12 protein-coding genes are annotated in these 21,465 nt (G+C 73.2%); 5 read left to right on the top strand and 7 right to left on the bottom strand.

The window, feature by feature from the left end; all coding sequences use genetic code 11:
* Positions 1-79 precede the first annotated feature (79 nt).
* Positions 80-2,179 (top strand): bifunctional glycosyltransferase family 2 protein/CDP-glycerol:glycerophosphate glycerophosphotransferase, encoded by a 2,100-nt coding sequence (locus AB0N81_RS37570; protein ID WP_365366596.1) that lies wholly within the window; start codon positions 80-82, stop codon positions 2,177-2,179.
* Positions 2,180-2,226: 47 nt separating this feature from the next.
* Here the strand turns inward: AB0N81_RS37570 and AB0N81_RS37565 are convergent, their stop codons facing one another.
* From AB0N81_RS37565 to AB0N81_RS37540, 6 genes are all read right to left on the bottom strand, one after another.
* The gene (locus tag AB0N81_RS37565; protein WP_365366594.1) at positions 2,227-5,043 is read right to left on the bottom strand and encodes a stealth conserved region 3 domain-containing protein; all 2,817 of its coding nucleotides are present in this window, start codon (positions 5,041-5,043) and stop codon (positions 2,227-2,229) included.
* A complete protein-coding gene (locus AB0N81_RS37560; protein WP_365366592.1) occupies positions 5,040-6,092 on the bottom strand; it encodes a hypothetical protein in 1,053 nt (350 codons plus the stop codon). Before AB0N81_RS37560 ends, AB0N81_RS37565 begins: the two co-directional genes overlap by 4 nt.
* Before the next feature lie 344 nt (positions 6,093-6,436).
* Entirely contained in the window at positions 6,437-7,315 is an 879-nt protein-coding gene (locus AB0N81_RS37555; protein ID WP_365366591.1) for a carbohydrate ABC transporter permease, read from the bottom strand.
* Between the two features lie 180 nt (positions 7,316-7,495).
* Positions 7,496-8,815 carry a sugar ABC transporter permease gene (locus AB0N81_RS37550; protein ID WP_365366610.1) on the bottom strand — a complete coding sequence of 440 codons (1,320 nt, stop codon included), beginning with the start codon at positions 8,813-8,815 and terminating at the stop codon, positions 7,496-7,498.
* 37 nt (positions 8,816-8,852) lie between these two features.
* The gene (locus tag AB0N81_RS37545; RefSeq protein ID WP_365366589.1) at positions 8,853-10,247 is read right to left on the bottom strand and encodes an ABC transporter substrate-binding protein; all 1,395 of its coding nucleotides are present in this window, start codon (positions 10,245-10,247) and stop codon (positions 8,853-8,855) included.
* Between the two features lie 146 nt (positions 10,248-10,393).
* Positions 10,394-13,798, bottom strand: a complete 3,405-nt coding sequence (locus AB0N81_RS37540) for an FHA domain-containing protein (RefSeq protein WP_365366587.1) — start codon at positions 13,796-13,798, stop codon at positions 10,394-10,396.
* A 448-nt stretch (positions 13,799-14,246) separates the two neighbouring features.
* On the opposite strand from AB0N81_RS37540, the gene AB0N81_RS37535 reads away from it, so the two are divergent.
* From AB0N81_RS37535 to AB0N81_RS37520, 4 genes are all read left to right on the top strand, one after another.
* Entirely contained in the window at positions 14,247-15,947 is a 1,701-nt protein-coding gene (locus AB0N81_RS37535) for a protein kinase (protein WP_365366585.1), read from the top strand.
* A gap of 207 nt (positions 15,948-16,154) precedes the next feature.
* Positions 16,155-17,417: a serine/threonine-protein kinase gene (locus AB0N81_RS37530; protein ID WP_365366583.1), complete on the top strand. Its 1,263-nt coding sequence runs from the start codon at positions 16,155-16,157 to the stop codon at positions 17,415-17,417.
* Between the two features lie 1,511 nt (positions 17,418-18,928).
* Entirely contained in the window at positions 18,929-20,035 is a 1,107-nt protein-coding gene (gene prfB, locus AB0N81_RS37525) for a peptide chain release factor 2 (protein WP_365366581.1), read from the top strand.
* A 331-nt stretch (positions 20,036-20,366) separates the two neighbouring features.
* Entirely contained in the window at positions 20,367-21,035 is a 669-nt protein-coding gene (locus AB0N81_RS37520) for an LPXTG cell wall anchor domain-containing protein (protein ID WP_365366579.1), read from the top strand.
* A gap of 162 nt (positions 21,036-21,197) precedes the next feature.
* Here AB0N81_RS37520 and AB0N81_RS37515 read toward each other — a convergent pair whose 3' ends face one another.
* Complete coding sequence (locus AB0N81_RS37515; RefSeq protein ID WP_355816744.1) at positions 21,198-21,389, bottom strand: hypothetical protein; 192 nt, start codon at positions 21,387-21,389, stop codon at positions 21,198-21,200.
* Positions 21,390-21,465: the final 76 nt, after the last annotated feature.

The raw sequence follows: 21,465 nt of genomic DNA, 5'->3' as shown, positions 1-21,465 counted from the left end.
AGTTATCTGCACTCGACCACCCCAACGAGTGACGATCGGTCTTCGACAGGCGGTGTCCCGCTGACTACGGTCGGTGCCCATGACGCGCTTCTCGGTAGTCGTCCCCGTCCACCGCGTCCAGGGCTACCTGCGCGCGTGCCTGGACTCGGTGCTCACCCAGTCCTTCGGCGACCTCGAACTGATCGTCGTCGACGACGCGTCCCCCGACGCCAGTGCCACGATCGCCGCGGAGTATCAGCGGCGCGACCCCCGCGCACAACTCGTCGGCCTCCCCGCACACATCGGCCCCGGCCCCGCCCGCAACGCCGGCGCCGACCGCGCCACCGGCGACCACCTCCTCTTCCTCGACGGCGACGACCTGCTGCTCCCCGGCGCCCTCGCCGCCGTCGACGCCGCGCTCACGGCGGCGGACGGCCCCGACGTCCTGCTCTGCGCCCACGACCGCGTCGACTGGTGGGAGAACGTCCGCCCCGGCGGCGACGACCTCACGGGCGACCCCCTAGCCGTCACCCCCGCCGCCTGGAACCGTGTCTTCCGGCGTGACTTCTGGCAGGGACAACGGCTCGCCTTCTCCGCCGGCGCGTACGAGGACGTGGTGCCCGTCCACACCGCGGCCCTCCGCGCGGACGACCGCGTCGCCGTCCTCGACCGGCCCTGCGTGCGCTGGCGCGAGCGGCGCGCCGGCAGCTTCTCCAAGACACCGGGCCGGGCACACTTCGCCGTCGTCGCACGGTACGGGGAACTCCTCGCGGCAGCCGGACCCGAGGAGCGCGCCCGGCTCCTGCCGCACGCCGCCGCCCACCTCCTCGCCGTCCTCGACGACCCGGGGCGCATCAGGGAGGGCGACCGGCGCGACTTCTTCCGCGAGGCAGCACGCCTGCACGCCACGTACGCGCCCGCGGGCACCGCGCCCCGCACCCCCGAGGGCAAGGCGCTCGCCACCGCCTCGTTCGCCGCCTACGAAGGGCTGCGCAAGGCCGAGACACGGCGGCTGCGCGTCACCCGGCAGCTGAGGCGGCAGAAGAAGAAGCTGCGGGCCCGCGCCATGACGGCCGCCTACCGCGCCGACCTGCGCCGCCCCCTCGACCCGAACCTCGCGGTCTACGGCGCCTACTGGAACCGCGGCGTCTCCTGCAACCCCGCCGCGATCCACGCCAAAGCCCGCGAACTCGCCCCGCACGTCCGGGGGGTGTGGGTCGTCTCCAGCCGCAACAAACACCGGGTGCCGCCCGGCGTCGAGTACGTCATCGAGGGCTCCCGGCGCTACTGGCGGACGATGGCCACCGCCACGTACCTCGTCAACAACTCCAGCTTCCCCGGCGGCTTCACCAAACGCCCCGGCCAGGTCTACCTCCAGACCCACCACGGCACCCCGCTCAAGACGATGGGCCTCGACCAGCGCCGCTACCCGGCGGGCACGCACGGCATCAGCTTCCAGAAGGTCCTCGACCACACCGACCAGTGGGACTTCAGCCTCTCCGCGAACCCGCACTCCACGGAGGTCTGGGAGCGCGTCTACCCGTCCGTGGCCTACCAGGCCCTGGAGGCGGGCTACCCCCGCAACGACGTCTACTTCACGGCCGGCGAGGAGGAGGCCGCGCGCGTACGGGCACAGCTGGGCGTCGACGACGGGCGGACCGTGCTGCTCTACGCGCCCACCCACCGCGACTACCAGAAGGGCTTCCTGCCCCGCCTCGACCTGCGCCGCTTCGCCGAGACGCTCGGCCCGTCGTACGTCGTGCTCGTGCGCGCCCACTACTTCTACGGCGCCGACGCCGGCCTGGAGAGCCACCCGCAGCTCGTGGACGTCACCGGGCACGCACGCGTGGAGGAGCTGTGCCTGGCCGCCGACGCCCTCGTCACGGACTACTCGTCGCTGATGTTCGACTACGCCTGCCTCGACCGCCCCATCGTCACCTACGCACCCGACTGGCAGGCCTACCGCCTCGCCCGCGGCACCTACTTCGACCTGCTCTCCGGGCGCCCGGGCGAGACACCGGGCGCCGTGGCCACCACCGAGGACGAACTGGCCGGACTCTTCCGGTACGGGGGCTGGGACACACCGGAGACGACGGCGCTGCGCTCGGCGTTCCGGGAGCGCTTCTGCCCCTACGACGACGGAAGGGCCGCCGAACGCGTGGTCCGGCGGCTCTTCCTGCCCGAGGATCAGCGCTCATAGGCCCGACGCTCGCGGGCTCAGCGCTCGTAGGCCCGACGCTCGCGGGCTCAGCGCTCGTACGGCGAACGCACCGGGAAGTACGCCGTCAGGAACGACCGGATGGCGAGCGCCATCTCCTCGTCCGTCACGCCGCCGTCGGGCGACTCCCCGATGCAGAACGCGGTCCTGTCGCGGTTCTGCAGCAGCCGCCCGAGCCGCGCGTGGTCGCCGCGGTCACCGATGTCCACGAAGTCGTACGAGATACCGGCCGGCACCGCCCTCCCGGTGAGGTACGCGTAGTGGTGGTGCAGCGACGAGACGAGCGCCAGGTCGTCGCGGGAGCGGAAACGGCTGCGGGCCGTGGCCGCCGTCTGCTTGGGGAAGCGCTCGGTGATCTCCGCGAGGATGCTGCGGCGCAGCGCGTACGGCACGTGGAAGAAGGTGTGCGTCGTCGTCCTGCCGAACTCGCGGCGCAGCAGCTCGCGGTTGTTCTTCGCCGCTGCCAGATAGCCCTCGTCGCCGGGCGAGACCGGCAGCGCGGGCACGGACGCCGACGACCAGAAGAAGCGGGCGAGACCGTTGCTGAGGAAGAAGGTGTCCGGGGTGGTGGGGCGGCCCAGGAACATGTCGTCGTTGAAGTAGAGGAAGTGCTCCGACAGGCCCTCGATGCGGTGCAGCTGCGACTCGATGGAGTGCGAGTTGAAGGTCGGCAGGCACGCCTCGGGCTCGGCGAACAGGTCGCGGTGGTCGACGACGGTGAGGCCCGGGTGGTCCCGGTCGAGCCAGGACGGGACCTGCCCCGCCGTGACGAGGTACACGTGCCGGATCCACGGCGCGTACATCGCGAGGGAGCGCAGGCTGAACCGGAGCTCGTCGCGGTTGCGGAAGCGCACCGCGCCGTTGTCGGCCGACGTGTCGCCGCCGCCGAGCGTCGCGTCGCGGCGGGCGCGCCACTCCGGGTCGGAGTCGTCGACCCAGGTGTAGACGGCGTCGATGGGGAAGTCGACATCCTTGACGAGGAGTTCGGCGAAGACGTCCAGGGTCGGGTAGGTCCGGTCGCCCACGCGCAGGGTCGTCGTCGGGGTCAGCGAGGGCAGCTCGGCGCCCGCAAGGGTCGCCCCGGAGGGCGCGTGGAAGAAGCCCTCCGCCGTCCGCCGCCAGAACGCCACCGTGCAGGCGAGACCCGCGCCGTGCCGCAGCGACAGCGTGGTCGTGGTGACGGGCTTGAACAGCTTGACGCCCGCCAGCTCGCCGACGCTGTCGAGCCGCTCGGCGAGGACGGCGCCGGGCGCCGCGTCACGCGGGCCGACCAGCTCGGCGTAGACCGGCTGCCCGCGCATCGCCCCGGCGAGCGCCTTCAGCGCCCGCCCCCGGTCGTCCTCCGCGACGGCCAGGGTGTGGGCGGTGCCGTTGGTGGTGCGGACGAGGACGTAGGGGACGTCCTGCGCCTCCAGGGCGTCCGCGGCGAGCCGCAGGTTCCACTCGGCCATGCGCGGCGCGAGGACGTCGTCGCGCCGCTCGGCGAGGCGGCCCACCGAGCGGATGACGCGGCCCGTGCCGTCGGCGGCGAGGATCTCGTCCTCGCGGGCGTGCTCGTCGGCGGCGGCCGCGGCAACGAAGGTGTGCGGGGCCGTGGGCCGGAACCCGCTGCCGCCGGACGCGACGCCGAGCGCCACCCGGTCCGCGCGCCCGCGCAGCCGCTCCGGCCGGTCGCGTCCCGCGACGAGCCGCGTGTACAGCTCCTCCCAGCGCGCGGTGACGTCCGCGGAGGAGAAGCGGGCGTACACACCCTCCCTGGCCGCGAGGGCGAAATCGCGCCGCAGCTCGTCATCGCCCATCAACTCGTCCATCGCGCGGGCGAGTTCGTCGACCTCGCCGGGCGGTACGAGCAGCCCGTCGACGCGGTGCCGCACGATCTCGGCGGGCCCCGTCAGCACGTCGTACGCGACGACCGGCACCCCGGCGGCGAGCGCTTCGAGGAGCACCAGCGGGAACGCCTCGTTGTGCCCCGCGGTCATCAGGCTCAGCCCGGCCTTGGCCCACTCGGCGGCCATGTCCTGGCAGGGGCCGAGGAGTTCGACCCGGTCGTGCAGGCCGAACCCGTCGACAAGACGGCGCAGATGCCGCTCGCGGTGGCCGCCGCCGAAGATCCGCAGCGTCCACTCCGGGTGCGCCTCCGCGACCTGCGCGAACGCCCGTACGGCATGGTCGACGCGCTTCTCGCCGGTCAGCCGCGCCGCCATCACGATGACCTTGCTCTCGCCGTCGGCGCGCGGCCGGAAGCCGTCGGGCACGGCGTTCGGGATGACGGCGAGCTCGGGTGCGGTCGCGCCGAGGGACTCCGCGATCCAGTCACGGGTGCGGTCGGTGAGCGTGACCAGCGCGTCCAGGCGCGGCGCGTGCAGCAGCAGCGGTTCGCCGGACGGGCCGCGCCGCTGGGTGGGGCGGTGCTCCTGGTGGACGGTGACGACCCGCGCCGGCGCCAGGGCCACGGCGGCGGCGAGCAGCGCGGGCGTCGTCGTGACCAGCACGTCGGTGTCGAGCGAGCCGAGCGCGGCGGTCATCTCGATGTCGGAGAGGCGGTCGAAGGCGTCCTCCCACGCGGGTTTGATCAGCTCGCTGGGCAGCGCGGCCAGCGTCCGGCACGCGGCGTCGTCCAACTCGGTGGCACGCACAGGGCGTTCGGGGGTCGCGGTGCGGTCCACGAGGTGGCGCACGGGCAGCCCGCGCGCCTCGGCGAAGAACGGTTCCGCGCGCGTCCGGAAGACGGAGACGACCTCGACCTCGACGCCGGGACGCTCGGCCAGGTGCCGCGCCTGGGTGTACGTGGCGAGCTCGGTGCCGCCCATCTCGTCGCCCCAGCCGAGCAGATACGTGATCTTCATGAGGTCTCCTCCGCGAGGTCCCGCCGGATGTCCGGCTCCGGTGTTGCGACTGCGGCGGGCTCCCGCGCCGCTTCGGTGATGTCCCAGCACGTCACCGCGAACGCGCCGGTGCCGGTGAAGTGGGCGTGCGCCCGGACGAGCGCCCCGCCGGGCAGCGCGTGGACGCGGAACGGGGTGGGGTAGGCGGCGGAGGGGTCCCGCACGTCGGTCAGCCACCGCCCGACGGGGAGCCGGCCCACCCGGAAGTCCCACACCCACTGCCCGGCCCCCGCCCCGGCCATCGCCCCGAGCGGCACCCGCAGCGTGAACGCGTCGCCCTGCCAGGCCACTTCGGCGGGTACGACGACGCCGTCGCGCCGACGCACAGCCGTGGACCCGTCCCGGGCTCCGGCCTCGCCGCGCAGGGCCCCCGCGACGAGCCTCCCGTGCACCGTGATGCCGTCCCCGGACGGCACGAACCGCACCAGCTCCGCGCGCGGCCGCGACCGCGTCGCCTGCAACACCGCCCGCCCGCTGCGGGCCTTGATGACCCGGACGAGCGTCCCGGTCCGCGGGTCGGGTGCGTGCGGCACGGTCGGCGTCGCGGGCGGCGTACCGGTGTCGGCGGGCGCGAGCCCATGACGTCGTACGCGGCCGTCGGCGCCCCGCGTCTCGACGGTCAGCCGCCACACGCCGTCCCGCATGTCCCGCAGGGTCGCCGTGGCGGTCAGGAGAGGCGTGCCTGCGGTCCGTGCCTCGTGGACGAGGGGGACGGCGAACCTGCGCCGCCCCCGCGTGATCAACAGCCGTGCGCCGCCCCCGCCTTCGACGAGTCCCTCCGCGCCCAGGGCGAGATTGAGCGTCCGGCTGTCACGCAACGACAGGTGGACGGGCACCAGCAGCGCCCCGCCCTTTCCGCCCCCGGCGCCGCCCGCGGGACCGCCGCGCACCCGCCCCGCCGCGGCCCGCTCCAGCCGGAAGCGCGTGCTCCGGGCGGTGGCGAGCAGGCGCCGTACGAGCGGAGGCGGGGAGCCGGTGCGGCGGTGTGGCATGAAGCGGATGGGGTGCATCTGTCCACTCTGACTGTTATGTCCCGGAGCTCTCGCGCACCTCATGTCCGGGGGCGGGGCGGCCCCGCCCCCGGCGGATCACAGGTGTGGGGAGTGCAGAACGGTGCGGGCATACTGCCCGAAAACGCCGGGAGGGATGAGCGGGTCACGCCGGATGTGCCATACGGGGGATGGACGCCGGGTGAACGCGAGGTGGGGTGACCCGAACGTGGGGTGGGGTGACCCGAACGCGGAGGGTCGGCCGGGACGCGAAGGGGCGGCCGGAACGTGAAGGGGGCGGCCGGAACGTGAAGGGGGCGGTCCGGTTCAGGACCGCCCCCTCCGGAAGCGCACGCCGTGCGGGACTACTTCACCGCGCCCGCCATCACACCGGACACGAACTGCCGCTGGAACGCGAAGAAGACGGCCAGCGGGATCACCATCGAGATGAACGCGCCGGGCGCCAGGATCTGCACGTTGTCACCGAAGAACCGCACCTGCTGCTGGAGCGCGACCGTGATCGGCGGCTTCTGGGAGTCGGCGAAGATCAGGGCGATCAACATGTCGTTCCAGACCCACAGGAACTGGAAGATGCCGAGCGAGGCGATCGCGGGCGCCCCCAGCGGCATCACGACCCGCAGGAACAGCCGGAGTTCGCCCGCGCCGTCGAGACGCGCCGCCTCCAGGAGCTCACGCGGGATCTCCGCGAAGAAGTTCCGCAGCAGGAAGATCGCGAACGGCAGGCCGAACGCCACGTGGAAGACGACCACGCCGACCGTCGTCTCGAAGATGCCGATCTCGCCGAAGAGCTTGGAGACCGGCAACAGAGCCACCTGCACCGGGACGACAAGCAGCCCCACCACGCCGATGAACCACCAGTCGCGGCCCGGGAAGTCCATCCACGCGAACGCGTACCCGGCGAGGGCCCCGATCACCACGACGAGCAGCGTCGCCGGCACGGTGATCATGACGCTGGACAGGATCGAGTCGGTGATCGTGTCGTCCTCGAGGAGGTTGGAGTAGTTGTCCAGCGTCATCTGCGAGGGCGCGCTGAAGACCTTCCACCAGCCGCTCTCGCTCATGTCGGCGGGCGTCCGCACCGAGCCGATCAGCAGCCCGATCGTCGGCACCAGCCAGAACAGGCCCACCAGCACGAGGAACACGCGCAGCGCGGTGCCGCCCAGAGCGGAGGCGATGCGCCCGCCCACGGACTGCTTGGCCTTGACGACCTCGGTCTGCGTCACCGCTGCGCCTCCCGCCTCATCCGCCGAATATGGCTGTGCTCTCCCGGGGGACAACCCCCGAACCCTCGGCCGAGGGACGGACGCGGGCTCACCGCTGTGCCTCCCGCCTCATCCGCTGAATATTGCTGTGCTCTCCCGGGGGACAACCCCCGAACCCTCGGCCGAGGGACGGACGCGGGCTCACCGCTGCGCCTCCCGCCTCATCCGCCGGATATTGAAGAGCATCACGGGGATCACGAGCAGGAAGAGGAGGACGGCGATCGCGCTCGCCACGCCCGCGTCCCGGTCGCCGAACGCCGAGTTGTAGAGCTGGACCGCCAGCACGTTCGCCTCGTCCTTCGACGAGCCCGGCGGGATCACGAAGACCAGGTCGAAGATCTTCAGGACGTTGATCATCAGCGTGACAAGGACCACCGCGAGGATCGGCGCGAGCAGCGGCACCGTCACCCGGCGGAACACCTGCCACTCGTTGGCGCCGTCGACGCGCGCCGCCTCCAGAAGTTCACGCGGCACGCTTGCCAGGCCCGCCGCGATCAGCACCATCGCGAACCCGGCCCACATCCACAGATAGGACCCGATGATCGCGGGCGTGATGAGGCTCGGGCCGAGCCAGTCCACACCGTTGTACGCCTCCCGGAAGTTGGACGCCGGGTAGCGCAGTTGGGCCCCGTCGGCCTCCTTGGGCAGGGCGAAGGTGCCGTCCGCCGCCGCCTCCGTGGACGCCACCACCTCGCCGTCCTTGACCGCCTCGACCTTGATGCCCGCGTAGCCGAACTCCGTGGAGTCGGGGGCGTTGGCCTCGCCCCGGCCCTTGCCGCGCGTGAAGTCCTGCCAGGCCGTGCCGGTGACCCGGTCAGGGTCGGCCTTCGCCGCCTCCGCGGCCTTCGCGCCGTCCGGCATCTCATCCGGCGGCACACCCGTCAGCGGCAGCACCACCGGAGTGCCCGCCTCGACCGGCTCCTTCGTGATGAAGGCGCCCCCGCCCGCCGACTTCAGGGGCGAGTTCATACCGGGATGCGCCTGCGGGAACGCCGACGCCTCGGTGAACGTGTCGTGCACGCTCACCGCGACGGCGTTGGCCACGCCCCGGTCGGGATCGGACTCGTACACGAGCCGGAAGATGATGCCCGCGGCCAGCATGGAGATCGCCATCGGCATGAAGATGACGAGCTTGAACGCCGTACCCCAGCGCACCCGTTCGGTCAGCACGGCGAAGATCAGACCGAGCGCGGTCGCGACGGTCGGCGCCACGACCAGCCAGATCGCGTTGTTCTTGATGGCGGTCAGGATGCTGTCGTCGGTGAACAGCGTCTCGTAGTTGCCGAACGCCGTGAAGTCGCCCGACTTGTCGAAGAAGCTGCGGAACAGCGAGTACCCGATGGGGTAGAGGACGAGCGCGCCGAGCAGCACCAGGGCGGGCAGCAGGAACAGCACCACCACGGCCTTGTGCGTGCCGGTCACACTCTTGCGCGAGGTCGGGACCGGGGGAACCGACACCACCTTCGGGGTGCCCCCGGCGTTCGCGGACGCCACCGCGTCAGTCCTTGTAGGCCTTGGCGGCGGCGGTCTCCAGCACCTTCTGCGTGCCCGCGACGTCCTTCGGGTCCTTCAGGAAGTCCTGAAGCGCCTTCCACTCGCCCTTGCCCGGTGTCCCGCCGAACGACTGCGGGGCCTGGTCGGACATGTCGAAGCGGATGTCGTCGCCGGCCGCGATCAGGGCCTTGGCGATGCCCCGCTGCACGTCGTTCGGGTATGACGCCATGTCCAGGTTCTTGTTCGGCGAGATGAAACCGCCCGCCTCCGCCCAGATCCCGGCCGCGTCCGGCGAGCCGAGGAACGTCAGCAGCGCCTGCGCGCCCTTGCTGTCCTTCAGGGCGACGGCGGCGTCACCGCCGACCACGGCGGGCGACTCGTCACCGACCGCGGGGAAGGGGAACACCTTGGCGTCCGTGCCCACCTTGGCCTTGGTCTCCGAAATGGCCAGCGACACCATGTCGCCCTCGAAGACCATGCCCGCCTTCGGCTGGTCACCGCCCCGGAACGTCTGCTTCACGGACGCGGGGAACTCCGTCTGCAGCGCGCCGTCCGCGCCGCCCGCCACGAAGCCCTTCTTCCCGAACAGCTCACCGAGCGTGGTCAGCGCGTCCTTGACGGACGGGTCCGTCCACTTGATCTCGTGCTGGGCCAGCTGGTCGTACTTCTCCGGGCCCGCCTGTGAGAGGTAGACGTTCTCGAACCAGTCGGTGAGCGTCCACGCCTCGGCGCCCGCCACCGATACCGGCGGCACACCGGAGTCGTACACGGTCTGGGAGGTCTCCATGAACTCGTCCCACGTCTTGGGGACCTCGACGCCCGCGTTCTCGAAGACCCGCGTGTTGTACCAGACGAGGGACTTGTTGGCCGCCTTGAAGTACACGCCGTACTGCTTGCCGTCGACGGCTCCGAGCTCCTGCCAGCCCTTGGCGTAGTTCTTGTCGAGCTGCTTCTGCGCCTCGGCGCCGACCGGCTTGGCCCACTTGTTCGCCACGGCCTGCTCGATCGCGCCGACCTGCGGAAGCATCGCCACGTCCGGCGGCGACCCGCCCGCCACCTTCGACTCCAGGAAGCTGATGATGGGGTCCTGCGCGGGCACGAAGGAGACCTTCGCGCCCGTCCTCTTCTCGAATTCGTCCAGCACCTTCAGGAACACCTTGCGCTCCGAGCCGCCCCACACGGCGGCCACGGAGACTTCCTCCCCGTCCAGCTTCGGCAGTTGAAGCGTCGTACCGGTCTTCTTGCCGCCGCCCTCGGCGCCCTTGTCACCGTCATCGCTGTCGTCACCGCCGCACGCGGTGACGGTGACGGCGAGCGCGCTCGCCACGACGGCTGAGGCGATCCTGGCGGTGGTACGCCGATGTAGCGGTGCCCTGCGTGTACGAAGAGTGCTGCGCATCACTGCCCCGTTCTCTTCCCTGGCGAGTCCCGTGCGGTCTGGTCTACGCCCGCGCGGGGAGGGGCGGCAAGATGGCCTACGTTGTCAACTCGCTGATCGTAATGGCGTTGTGACGTGGCGTCATAGGGTTTAGGACTGCGATTGACTCACAACAGGGAGGCCACCTGGTCCGCCGAGACGGACCGGGCCGCCCGCTCCAGCGCACTGGCCAGCAGAGCCAGGTCCGTCGGCCCGTTCCCCAGCTCCCGGACGGGACGCCGGGCCGGCGGGTCCCCCATCCGCTCCCACTCCAGGGGAACCACCGTGGGCCGCAACGTCGCCGTACGCGGAATCCGGCCGGTCACCCGGCCCGCCTGGAAGGCCGTGGCCCGCCCGTCCGGGGAACGGAGCTCACCCCGGCCAGGCGCCGGCTCCTCCGGCCCCGGGGCGACCGCGTCGAGGGCCACCCGCAGCGACGCCCGCTGACCCAGCTCCGTCTCCGGCATCCGCTCACTGCGGCCCGTCGACGCCACGAGATGCACCCCGAGGCGCTCCCCGTCCCGCGCGACGGCCTCCAGCGCGCGGACGACCGACCCGGCGGCGGGCCGGCCGGGCGAGCCGAGCGCGGGGGAGAGCAGCGCGTCGAAGTCGTCGACGAGCACCACGAGCCGGGGCAGCGGCGGCCCGGGATCGACCCGCTGCCGCGCCGCCGCGGGCCGCAGCCGCATCGTGGCACTGGGCGGCGGATCGAGGTCGCCGTCGAGCCCCTGCGCCACTCCGGAAGCGGCCGCGGAAGAGGCGCCCGGGGCGGCCGCGGAGGGCGCCGAAGCGGCGGAGGGCGACTGCGAGCGCGCTGGGGTGGCGGAGGACGACTGCGAGCGGCCCGACGCGGCGGAGGTCGACTGCGAGCGCTGCGTCACCATCCGCCCCGACACCTCCCGCTGCGTGTGCCACTCGGTGAACCCGAGCCTGCCGAGCAGCTCGGCCCTGCGCTTCAGCTCCGCGGCCAGGGACTGGGCGAACTCCCGCATCCGGACGGGGTCGTTGGCCACGAGGTGCGTGGTGACGTGCGGCAGGTCCGTACAGACCCCGAGCCCCGCGCCCTGCCGTCCCGCGGCCCCGCCCGCGCCGACGCCGTCCCGCCCGTCGACGAGCACGATGCCGAGCCGGTCGGGGCGCTCGGCGGCGGCGAGGGAGGCGGCGACGGACCGCAGCAGTTCCGTACGCCCGCTGCCCGGGGGGCCCTCCGCGAGCAGATGCGGGCCGTCGGCGGCGAGGTCCGCGACGACAGGCCCGCGCGGCCCCGCGCCGAGCACCGCCATGGCCCGTCCGCCGAGCGCCTCCGGATCGTCGGCCGCCGCGGCCCACCGCGCCATCAGCGAGGCGGGCGTGGCCCTCGCGAGCCCCAACTCGTCGAGCAGCCGGGCGGCCTGGGGCAGCGGCGCGGACACGCGCGCGTGGCCCTCACCGGCCGTGCCGTCCGTCCGCAGCGGTGCGAGAGCCCGCGCGAACCGCTCGGCCCAGGCCGCCGACACGGCGTCCACGGCGGCGACGGTGCCGTGCCCCGCGGGGCGCCCGCCCGCCGTCCGCATCAGCCGCAGCGCGGTCGCCACATCACCGCTGAGCAGCGCGGCGGCGCCGCACGCGCGGAAGGCAGGGGACACCGAACAAGCCGCCTCGTACGTGTCGAGGACCGGCGAGGCGGGGGAGGCCGCCACCGTCTCGGCGAGACACACGACGTGGATTCCGGCGCGCGCGCCCTCACCGGCGAGCCGGACGGTCGCCTCGCGCAGCCCGGCCGATCCGGGATCGCCGTCGACCACCACGACCGTGCGGGCGCCGGTCCCGCCGGAGACCGTGTCGCCGTCGGCGATGCGGTCGTCCAGGCGCCGGATCAGCTCGTCCGTGCGGGCCGCCGCCTGGTCGCGGTCGTAGGCGAGGAGGAGGCGGCAGTCCTGGCCGTGCGTGGGCCGCAGATGGGGGAGCCAGCCGAGCCAGGCCCACTCGGCGGTCCGCTCGGCCACCGGGCGCGCCCGGTCCGTGCTGAGCAGCACGATCTCCAGGGAGTCGGGGGAGTGCAGCGCGGCGAGCTGGGCGACGACGGCCCTGGCCAGGCCGGTCAGCCGCTCTCGGGGTCCGGCGAGGCCCAGCGAGCCCGCCTCCCGCAGGCCCACGGTGACGGGCACGGCGGGCAGCAGCTCCTCCCGGCCGTCGTCGCCGGGCAGGGTCCGGTCGACCGTGCCGAGCCGCACCGCGAGCGCCTCGGGGTGGCCGGGACCGCGCTCCCAGAGGCGGGGCCCGGGGCCGAGCGCGGTGAGCAGCAGGGCGGCGGGATCCGGCCACGATTCGGGCGTACGAGCGGCGGCGGTTATGGCGAGGTCCTCGGGGGAGAGCTCCAGCGGTCCGCCGGTGCCTGCGTGGCCGCCGTCCGCGGAGTCCGATCCCTCGTCGTACCGCCCCTCGTGGCTCTGATACTCCTCGGGGCCGTCGTACGCGTCGTACTCCTCGGAGGTCCGGCCCCCGGTCAGCCGTCGGGCCCAGGCCGAGAGGCCGCCGCGCCTGCGCAGGCCGCGCGGCACGGTCGTCCCGCGCGCGGGGGTCCCGGCCGTGCCTGCCGCGCCGGTGCGGGTCCGCTCGGCGTCGGGCACGCCGCCCTGCTGCGGAACGAGGGGCGTGTCGGTGCCGGCGGGGTCGCCGAAGGTCGCGGGGCCGCCGAACGCCGCCGGTGCGCCGAAGCCCGCCGGTGGCTGATTCTCGTACGTCCCCCGTGTGCCGTACGCCCCGTCGGCGCCGGTGCCGCCCGCGGCGCCCCAGCCCGCCGAGCCGTACGCATGATGGGTGGAAGCCCCTGCCGGGGCCGGCTCCCCGAGGGTGGGCGGCGCCGCGGCGGCGGGCCGCACGCGCACGTGGCCCTCGCCGTCCGGGGCCGTCGGGAGCGCGCCGCCGGTGCCGGACGACGGGCCGCCCCTGCCGTCCGTCAGACGCAGCGCGGACTCGCCGATGCGCAGCAGGGAACCGGGGGAGAGGCGCACCGGGCGGTCGGTGATCTCCCTGCCGTCCACCGATGTGCCGTTCGTCGAGTGGAGGTCCGCGACCGTGACCCGGCCGTCCGGGTCGAGGGTGACCGAGCAGTGCAGCCGGGAGACGTCCGGGTCGTCCAGCGGCACGTCCGCCTCCGCCGAGCGGCCGACCTGGATCCGGCCGCCGTGCAGCAGATGCACGCCGCCCGCGTCGGGACCCGCCACCACGTGCAGCTGGGCGGCCGCACCGGCCGGTTCGGGGCCCGGCTCCGCGGGGGCGCCGAGCGACAGCACCGCGCCGTCGATCAAGGGGGGCTCGCCGAGCGTGCAGCGCTGGGCGTCGAGGCGCTCCGGGCCCGCGTACAGCACCAGGGGGGCCTCGCTGCCCGCCACGGTCGTGGCGAGGCCGGAGACCACCGCGGCGAGCGCGGTCCCCGCGGGGGCGGTGACCAGGACGTCACAGGCGCCGGGGGCTCCCGGCGCCGCCGCGGGGCGGCCTTGCGGGTCGGTCCGGCCGCTGCGCGGCCCGAGGACGGTCAGCCGGATCTGCATCGCCGTCAGCGGTCCCTTCTGCGCTGGGCGCCCGGCACGGGGACACGCGCTGTGATTCCCCCCACCGCACACGGGCACGTCGGCCAGTACTGGAGGCATCCTCGCACCTGCCACTGACAACACGCCCGGCGGCCACCGGTAAGTGATCTTGATTGGTCGGCTCTGCTCGGAAAAGTGCCTGCTTGGACCGTTGCGCAGGGGTGCGGGAGTTATTCGGAGAAGGTCAATTCGGGACCACTCGGCAACCAATGGCCACGGGCGAGCGTCTTTCCACCGAACAGCGATCCGGAAAGCCCCGGAAAGAAAAGGCCGGGCGGAATCCGACCGGCCGGTGCCCTGTTCGGCGGCACTACAGTGGGTCGGAACATCTTCGTGTCACCTTCGGACAGACCCCCGGACAGGACCAGCGTCCGGACGGGACCAGCCAGACCAGCAGGGAGCGCATGACGTGCGGCCGGTAGGCAGCAAGTACCTGCTCGAGGAGCCGCTCGGGCGCGGCGCCACGGGCACCGTCTGGCGAGCCCGCCAGCGGGAGACCGCGGGTGCCGAGGCGGCCGTTCCCGGCCAGCCCGGCGAGACCGTCGCGATCAAGGTCCTCAAGGAAGAGCTCGCCAACGACGCGGACGTCGTGATGCGCTTCCTCAGAGAACGGTCCGTCCTGCTCAGGCTCACGCACGAGAACATCGTCCGCACGCGCGACCTGGTCGTCGAGGGCGACCTCCTCGCGCTGGTCATGGACCTCGTGGACGGCCCCGACCTGCACCGCTATCTGCGCGAGAACGGCCCGTTCACGCCGGTCGCCGCGGCCCTGCTGACCGCCCAGATCGCCGACGCGCTCGCCGCCAGCCACGCCGACGGCGTCGTGCACCGCGACCTGAAGCCCGCGAACGTCCTGCTCAAGCAGGACGCCCAAGGCATGCACCCGATGCTCACCGACTTCGGCATCGCACGCCTCGCGGACTCCCCGGGCCTGACCCGCACCCACGAATTCGTCGGCACGCCCGCGTACGTCGCGCCCGAGTCCGCCGAGGGCCGCCCGCAGACCAGCGCCGTGGACATCTACGGCGCGGGCATCCTGCTGTACGAGCTCGTCACCGGACGCCCGCCGTTCGCCGGCGGCTCCGCCCTCGAAGTCCTGCACCAGCACCTCAGCGCCGAGCCGCGCCGCCCCTCGACCGTCCCCGACCCGCTGTGGACGGTCATCGAGCGCTGCCTCGACAAGAACCCGGACCGCCGCCCCAGCGCCGAGAACCTCGCCCGCGGCCTGCGCGCCGTCGCCGAGGGCGTCGGCGTGCACTCCACCCCGGCGCAGATCGCCGCCGCGGAGGGCGTGGGCGCGCTGCTCATGCCGGACCCCTCGCCGGCGCACGTCCCGGGGACCCCGGACGCGGCCGACCCCACGCAGGTGCTGCCGAACAACGCGGGCTCGTACGATCCGAACGCCGCGACCAGCGTCATGCAGAGCACCGGCGGCCACACCCCCGGCTCCCCGGACGCCGACCCGACGTCCGTGCTGCCGCACCGCGGCGGCAACGCCGACCCGACGGCGGTCATGCCGCCGGTCCCGCCGAACGGCCCCGGGGCGGACCCGAACGACCCGCACCCCTGGCAGAGCCAGATGGCCGCGGCCCGCGACCGCAACGAACAGACCCAGTACCAGGCGTACCTGGACCCGAACGACGACCCGCTGCGCCGCCGCCCCCAGCGCCAGGTGGCCCGGCCCCAGCAGCAGCCGCAGCAGCCGCCCCCGCAGCAGTACGCGCCGCAGCAGCCGCGCGGCCGGCAGCAGCAGCGCCAGCAGCAGTACGCGCCCGCGCCGCAGCCCCAGCACCAGCCGCAGCACCAGCCGCAGCAGTATGCCGCGCCCCCGCAGGCGCCGCAGCCCCAGCAGCCCGCCCCGCGCCCCGCACGGGAGCCGCGCGAGCCGCGTCAGCCGAGGCAGCGCAGCGCCAACCCGATGAAGATCCCGGGCCTCGGCTGCCTCAAGGGCTGCCTGTTCACGATCGTCATCCTCTTCGTGGCGAGCTGGCTGGTCTGGGAGTTCAGCCCGCTCCAGGACTGGATCGGTACGACGAAGGGGTACTGGGAGCAGCTCCAGGACTGGTACGACACGGTCAGCGGCTGGATGGGCAAGGTCGGCGGCAACTAGCGCGGGCCGGGGCGGTCCTGAGGGCTGCTCAGGTTCTGCTCGGGCTCTGCTCGGGCTTCGCTCTGGCTCCGCTCCGGCTCCGCGCGGGCCCTGTTCAGGCTGCACTGTGGATTTGTCGACATCTGCAGGGTGATTTCTGCTCCCGGAGTGAAGGTTGGCGGCAAGGCCGCGTAGTTTTGTCGCCAACACGCATCCGTAGGAGCAGTCTTGACGCGCAAGATCGGCAGCCGGTACACCGCCCACCAGATCCTGGGCCGTGGCAGCGCCGGCACGGTGTGGCTCGGCGAAGGACCCGAGGGCCCCGTCGCCATCAAGCTGCTGCGCGAGGACCTGGCCTCCGACCAGGAACTCGTCGGCCGCTTCGTCCAGGAGCGCACGGCGCTGCTCAGCCTCGACCACCCGCGCGTGGTCGGCGTCCACGACCTCGTGGTCGACGGCAACGACCTGGCGCTGGTCATGGATCTCGTACGCGGCACCGACCTGCGCACCCGCCTCGACCGTGAGCGGCGCATGGCCCCCGAGGCCGCCGTCGCCATCGTCGCGGACGTAGCCGACGCCCTCGCCGCCGCGCACGCCGCGGGCATCGTCCACCGCGACGTCAAGCCCGAGAACGTACTCCTGGACATGCAGGGCCCCCTCGGCCCCGGCGGCGCGCACCCCGCCCTCCTCACGGACTTCGGCGTCGCCAAGCTGATCGACTCCCCGCGCAGGACCCGCGCGACGAAGATCATCGGCACTCCGGACTACCTCGCCCCCGAGATCATCGAGGGCCTCCCGCCGCGTGCGGCCGTCGACATCTACGCGCTGGCCACGGTCCTGTACGAACTCCTCGCCGGCTTCACCCCCTTCGGCGGCGGGCACCCCGGCGCGGTCCTGCGGCGGCACGTCACCGAGACGGTGGTTCCCCTCCCCGGCATCCCCGAAGAGCTCTGGCAGCTCCTCGTCCAGTGCCTGGCCAAGGCCCCCGCGTCCCGGCTGCGCGCCTCCGAGCTCGCCGCGCGGCTGCGGGAGCTGCTGCCGCTGGTCGCGGGGATGCCGCCGCTGGACGTCGACGAACCGGACACGGAGTCCGAGCAGGCCGATGAGGCGTACGACGCCTCCTCCTCCGCCGCCTCCGCCCCGGCCGCCGAGACCCGGGCGGCGGCTCCCCGGCGGGGGGCGGTGCCGCTGGTCCCCGGCTCGGCGTCCGCCGACTCCAACCGGGACACGCACACGTCCATGCGGGTGCCGGGGCCCGACGAGCTGGCCGGCGGCGCGCGCGGCACGGCCCGCGCTCCCCGCGCCTCCGGCGCGGCCCGCCCCGGCTCCGCCAAGCACCGGTCCTCGGCTCGTCGCCGCAGGATCACGTTGGGGGTGGCGGGGGTGGTGCTCGTTGCGGCGGCGGGGGTCGGAACGTGGGTCGCCACGAGCTCCGACGACGGTTCCCCCACGCCCCCCACCAACACCAACTCGGCCCCTCCGACGCCCTGACCCCACCCACGTGCCTGCGCGCCTGGCGCGGGCTGCTGTGGGCAGGGGCAGGGGCCGGGGCAGGGGGTAGCGGGTTGCTGGGTGTGGGCAGCGGCGGGGTGGGGTCGGGGCGGGGTCGCGACCGCCCGCCCCGGCCCGGCCCGCCGCTGCCGCTCCGCGGCGGCCACCTCCCACCCACCCGCCCACCCGCCCGTGCACCCCGCACAGGCCCCCGGGGGGCGCGGGTGCCCGTCCCCGCCCGCCTGGTGGGCACTGCGCCCTGTCTCGTCGCTGCGCGCCGGATGGCTCCCAGCCCGCCCGTTTGCCCTGCGCCGAATTCCGCGGGCAGAGCCGCCCCGGGGGTGCGGGTGTCTGTCTCCGGTCCCGCTGGTGGGCGCTGCGCCCTGTCCCGTCGCTTCGCGACGGATGTTTTCCCACCCGCCCGCTCGTGCGCCCCGCGCCGCATCGGGCTGTAGGAGCCGGGCTGCAGCCCGAGCGGGTGCGGGTGGCTGTCCCGGTCCTGCCGGGGTGGCGTGTCCTGTCCCGTTGCTTCGCGCCGGATGTTTCCCGCCCGCCCGCCCGTGCGCCCCGTGCCGCATGGGGCTGTAGGAGCCGGGCTGCAGCCTGCTCGGGTGCGGGTGGTTGTCCCGGTCCTGCCGGGGTGGCGTGTCCTGTCCCGTTGCTTCGCGCCGGATGTTTCCCGCCCGCCCGCCCGTGCGCCCCGTGCCGCATCGGGCTGTAGGAGCTGGGCCGCAGCCCGCTCGGGCGCGGGTGTCTGTCCCCGGGGCCTGCCGGTGGGTGCTGTGTCCTGTCTCGTCGCTTCGCGACGGATGCTTCCCACCCGCCCGCCCGTTTGCCCTGCGCCGAATCCCGCGGGCAGAGCCACGCCGGGGTGCGGGTGTCTGTTTCCGGTCCTGCTGGTGGGTGCTGGGCCCTGTCCCGTCGCTTCGCGACGGATGCTTCCCACCCACCCGCCCGTGCGCCCCGCGCCGCATGGGGCTGTAGGAGCCGGGCCGCAGCCCGCTCGGGCGCGGGTGCCTGTCCCCGGGGCTCGCCGACGGGTGGCCTGTCCTGTCTCGTCGCTGCGCGACGGATGCTCCCCGCCCACCGGTTTGCCCCGCACCACATCCAGCCGTAGGGACCGGAGTCGTAGCCGTCTCCCCCACCCCGGCCTCCGGGCGGCCCGCCCCTACAGCCCCATGCGGTGCCGGGCGAACGGGTGGGTGGGTGGGGAGCATCCGCCGCGGAGCGGCGGGACAGGACAGGCCACCCACCGGGCAGAGGGGAGGGGGCCGCCTCGGCTCCGGGCGGGGCAGGATGTGTCCGACCCGGCACAAGGGCGAGGGCACAAGGGCGAGGGCAGAAGGGCGAGGGCAGGAGGGTGTGGGCAGAGGGGTGGGTCCCGGGGGCCCGGATCCCGGGGGGCCAGGTCCCGGCTTCCGGGGGTTGGGGGAGAGGCTCCGCGGAGCGGGAGGCGTCCCGCCAGGGCCCGCCCGGCCAACCCCCCTTCCCATAGCCGTTACGCTGGAGTCGTGGCAGTCGTCGATGTTTCCGAAGAGCTCAAGTCCCTCTCCTCGACCATGGAGTCGATCGAGGCCGTCCTGGACCTCGACAGCATGAGGGCCGATATCGCCGTGCTCGAGGAGCAGGCGGCCGCGCCGTCCCTGTGGGACGACCCGGAGGCGGCGCAGAAGATCACCAGCAAGCTGAGCCACCTCCAGGCGGAGGTCAGGAAGGCCGAGGCGCTCCGTGGGCGCATCGACGACCTCAGCGTGCTGTTCGAGATGGCCGAGGAGGAGGACGACTCGGACACCCGCGCCGAGGCCGAGACCGAGCTCACCGCCGTCAAGAAGGCACTGGACGAGCTGGAGGTCCGTACTCTCCTCTCCGGGGAGTACGACGCGCGTGAGGCCCTCGTCACCATCCGCGCGGAGGCCGGCGGCGTCGACGCCTCCGACTTCGCGGAGAAGCTCCAGCGCATGTACCTGCGCTGGGCCGAGCGCCACGGCTACAAGACGGAGCTGTACGAGACGTCGTACGCGGAAGAGGCCGGCATCAAGTCGACCACCTTCGCCGTCAACGTCCCGTACGCGTACGGGACGCTCTCCGTCGAGCAGGGCACCCACCGCCTCGTGCGCATCTCGCCGTTCGACAACCAGGGCCGCCGCCAGACGTCCTTCGCAGGAGTTGAGATCCTGCCGGTCGTCGAGCAGACCGATCACATCGAGATCGACGAGAGTGAGCTGCGCGTCGACGTGTACCGCTCCTCGGGCCCCGGCGGCCAGGGCGTCAACACCACCGACTCCGCGGTCCGCCTGACCCACCTGCCGACCGGCATCGTCGTCTCCTGTCAGAACGAGCGCTCGCAGATCCAGAACAAGGCGACCGCGATGAACGTCCTCCAGGCGAAGCTCCTCGAGCGCCGCCGCCAGGAGGAGCAGGCGAAGATGAACGCCCTCAAGGGCGACGGCGGAAACTCCTGGGGCAACCAGATGCGTTCGTACGTCCTGCACCCGTACCAGATGGTGAAGGACCTGCGGACGGAGTTCGAGGTCGGCAACCCCGAGTCCGTTTTCAACGGCGAGATCGACGGTTTCCTGGAAGCCGGAATTCGCTGGCGCAAGCAGCAGGAGAAGTAGCAGGAGAAGCAAGCAGGAGAGCGAAGCTCGCCGGGGACCGTCGGAAACGGCTTGGGGCGGCTTTATCGACAAGGCAACTGCTGCCCAGAAGGCGGCAGTTGCCTCTTGCGTCACAGTCACATCTCCGTACGACGGTCAACTCCCCCAATTTCGGACATCGCGCCCGCAACGACCTTGACGCTGCTGTGAAAAGTGGAAAGGCTAGCGCGCGGCGTGCGTATTTCTGGGGCGCGTGGGATCCGTGGGGGCTGATCGTTGGTCGAACGCCCCCGGCGAACGCAGCCCCGGGCGCTGCCTCACTGACGATTCAGCTACTGGGGGTAGCAACCAGATGACAAAGAAGACGCGGATCCGTGTCGCGCGAATAGCTGCCGGCGCGGTGATCGCCGCCGGTGCCTCGCTGACCGCCGCGGGTGCCGCCTCGGCCCTCGACGTCGGTGTCGAGCTCGGCGGGGTGGGCGCCGGTGCCCACGCCGACGAGAGCGGTGTGGGCGTGGACGTGGACCTGGACCCCGCCGAGGACCCGGAGGTCCCGGGCGACCCGGGGCCCGGGGACCCGGACCCGGAGGACCCGACCGACCCGCCGGAGCCCACCGAGGAGCCCACGGAGCCGACCGAGGAGCCGACGGACCCGGAGATTCCCACCGAGGAGCCGACGGACCCCGAGATCCCGACCGAGGACCCCACCACCGACCCCACCGACCCGGGTGAGGGGAACGGCAACGGCGGTGGCAACGGCGGCGGTGGCGACAACGGCAACGACACCGACCCCGACGGCGGCTCCGTCCCCGTCGAGCAGGGCAAGGGCAAGGACAGCCTGACCGACACCGGCTCCAAGCCGGTCGAGCAGGGCGGCAACAAGGGCGACGCGGGCGAGCTCGCCGAGACCGGTGCCACCGAGACCACGTTCCTGCTGATCGGCGCCGCGACGATGATCGCCGGCGGCATCGGCTTCCGCATCCTGCCGCGCCTCGTCGGCAACCGCGGCGCCGCTGCCTGATCCAGGCCGGTACGGGCCGCGTCGTACGACACGTACGCGTGAAGTACGACACGTAGCCACCACGTATGCGTGAAGAAGGGCCCGGAGCTCCACGGAGCTCCGGGCCCTTCTGTGTGACGCTGTGACGCCGGTCCGGGCGTCGTGACTCTCTGTGTGCCGCGCCTAAGCGGTCTGGTGCGCCAGCAGTGCCACCGCCGCGATCAGCACGACGAGCAGCGCTATCAGTGCCGCGGGATTGAGCCCCGCGAAGGGCCCTTCCTGCTGCAGACGCTCGCGATTGGCCCGGCACACGGGGCAGCGGCCTTCATTCACGGGCGCTGCGCAGTTCGCGCATACCAACCGATCCAGGGTCATGCGCTTCTCCTCCCGCACAGTCTCAGCCTGCCCAACGCTAGGGGTAACCCAATCGTTCCCCCTACCACTGTGCCAG

The organism is Streptomyces sp. NPDC093510 (assembly GCF_040683555.1).
Classification (GTDB): domain Bacteria; phylum Actinomycetota; class Actinomycetes; order Streptomycetales; family Streptomycetaceae; genus Streptomyces.
Note: the sequence above shows the minus strand (reverse complement) of the source record. Positions and strands in the feature narration are given on the sequence as shown.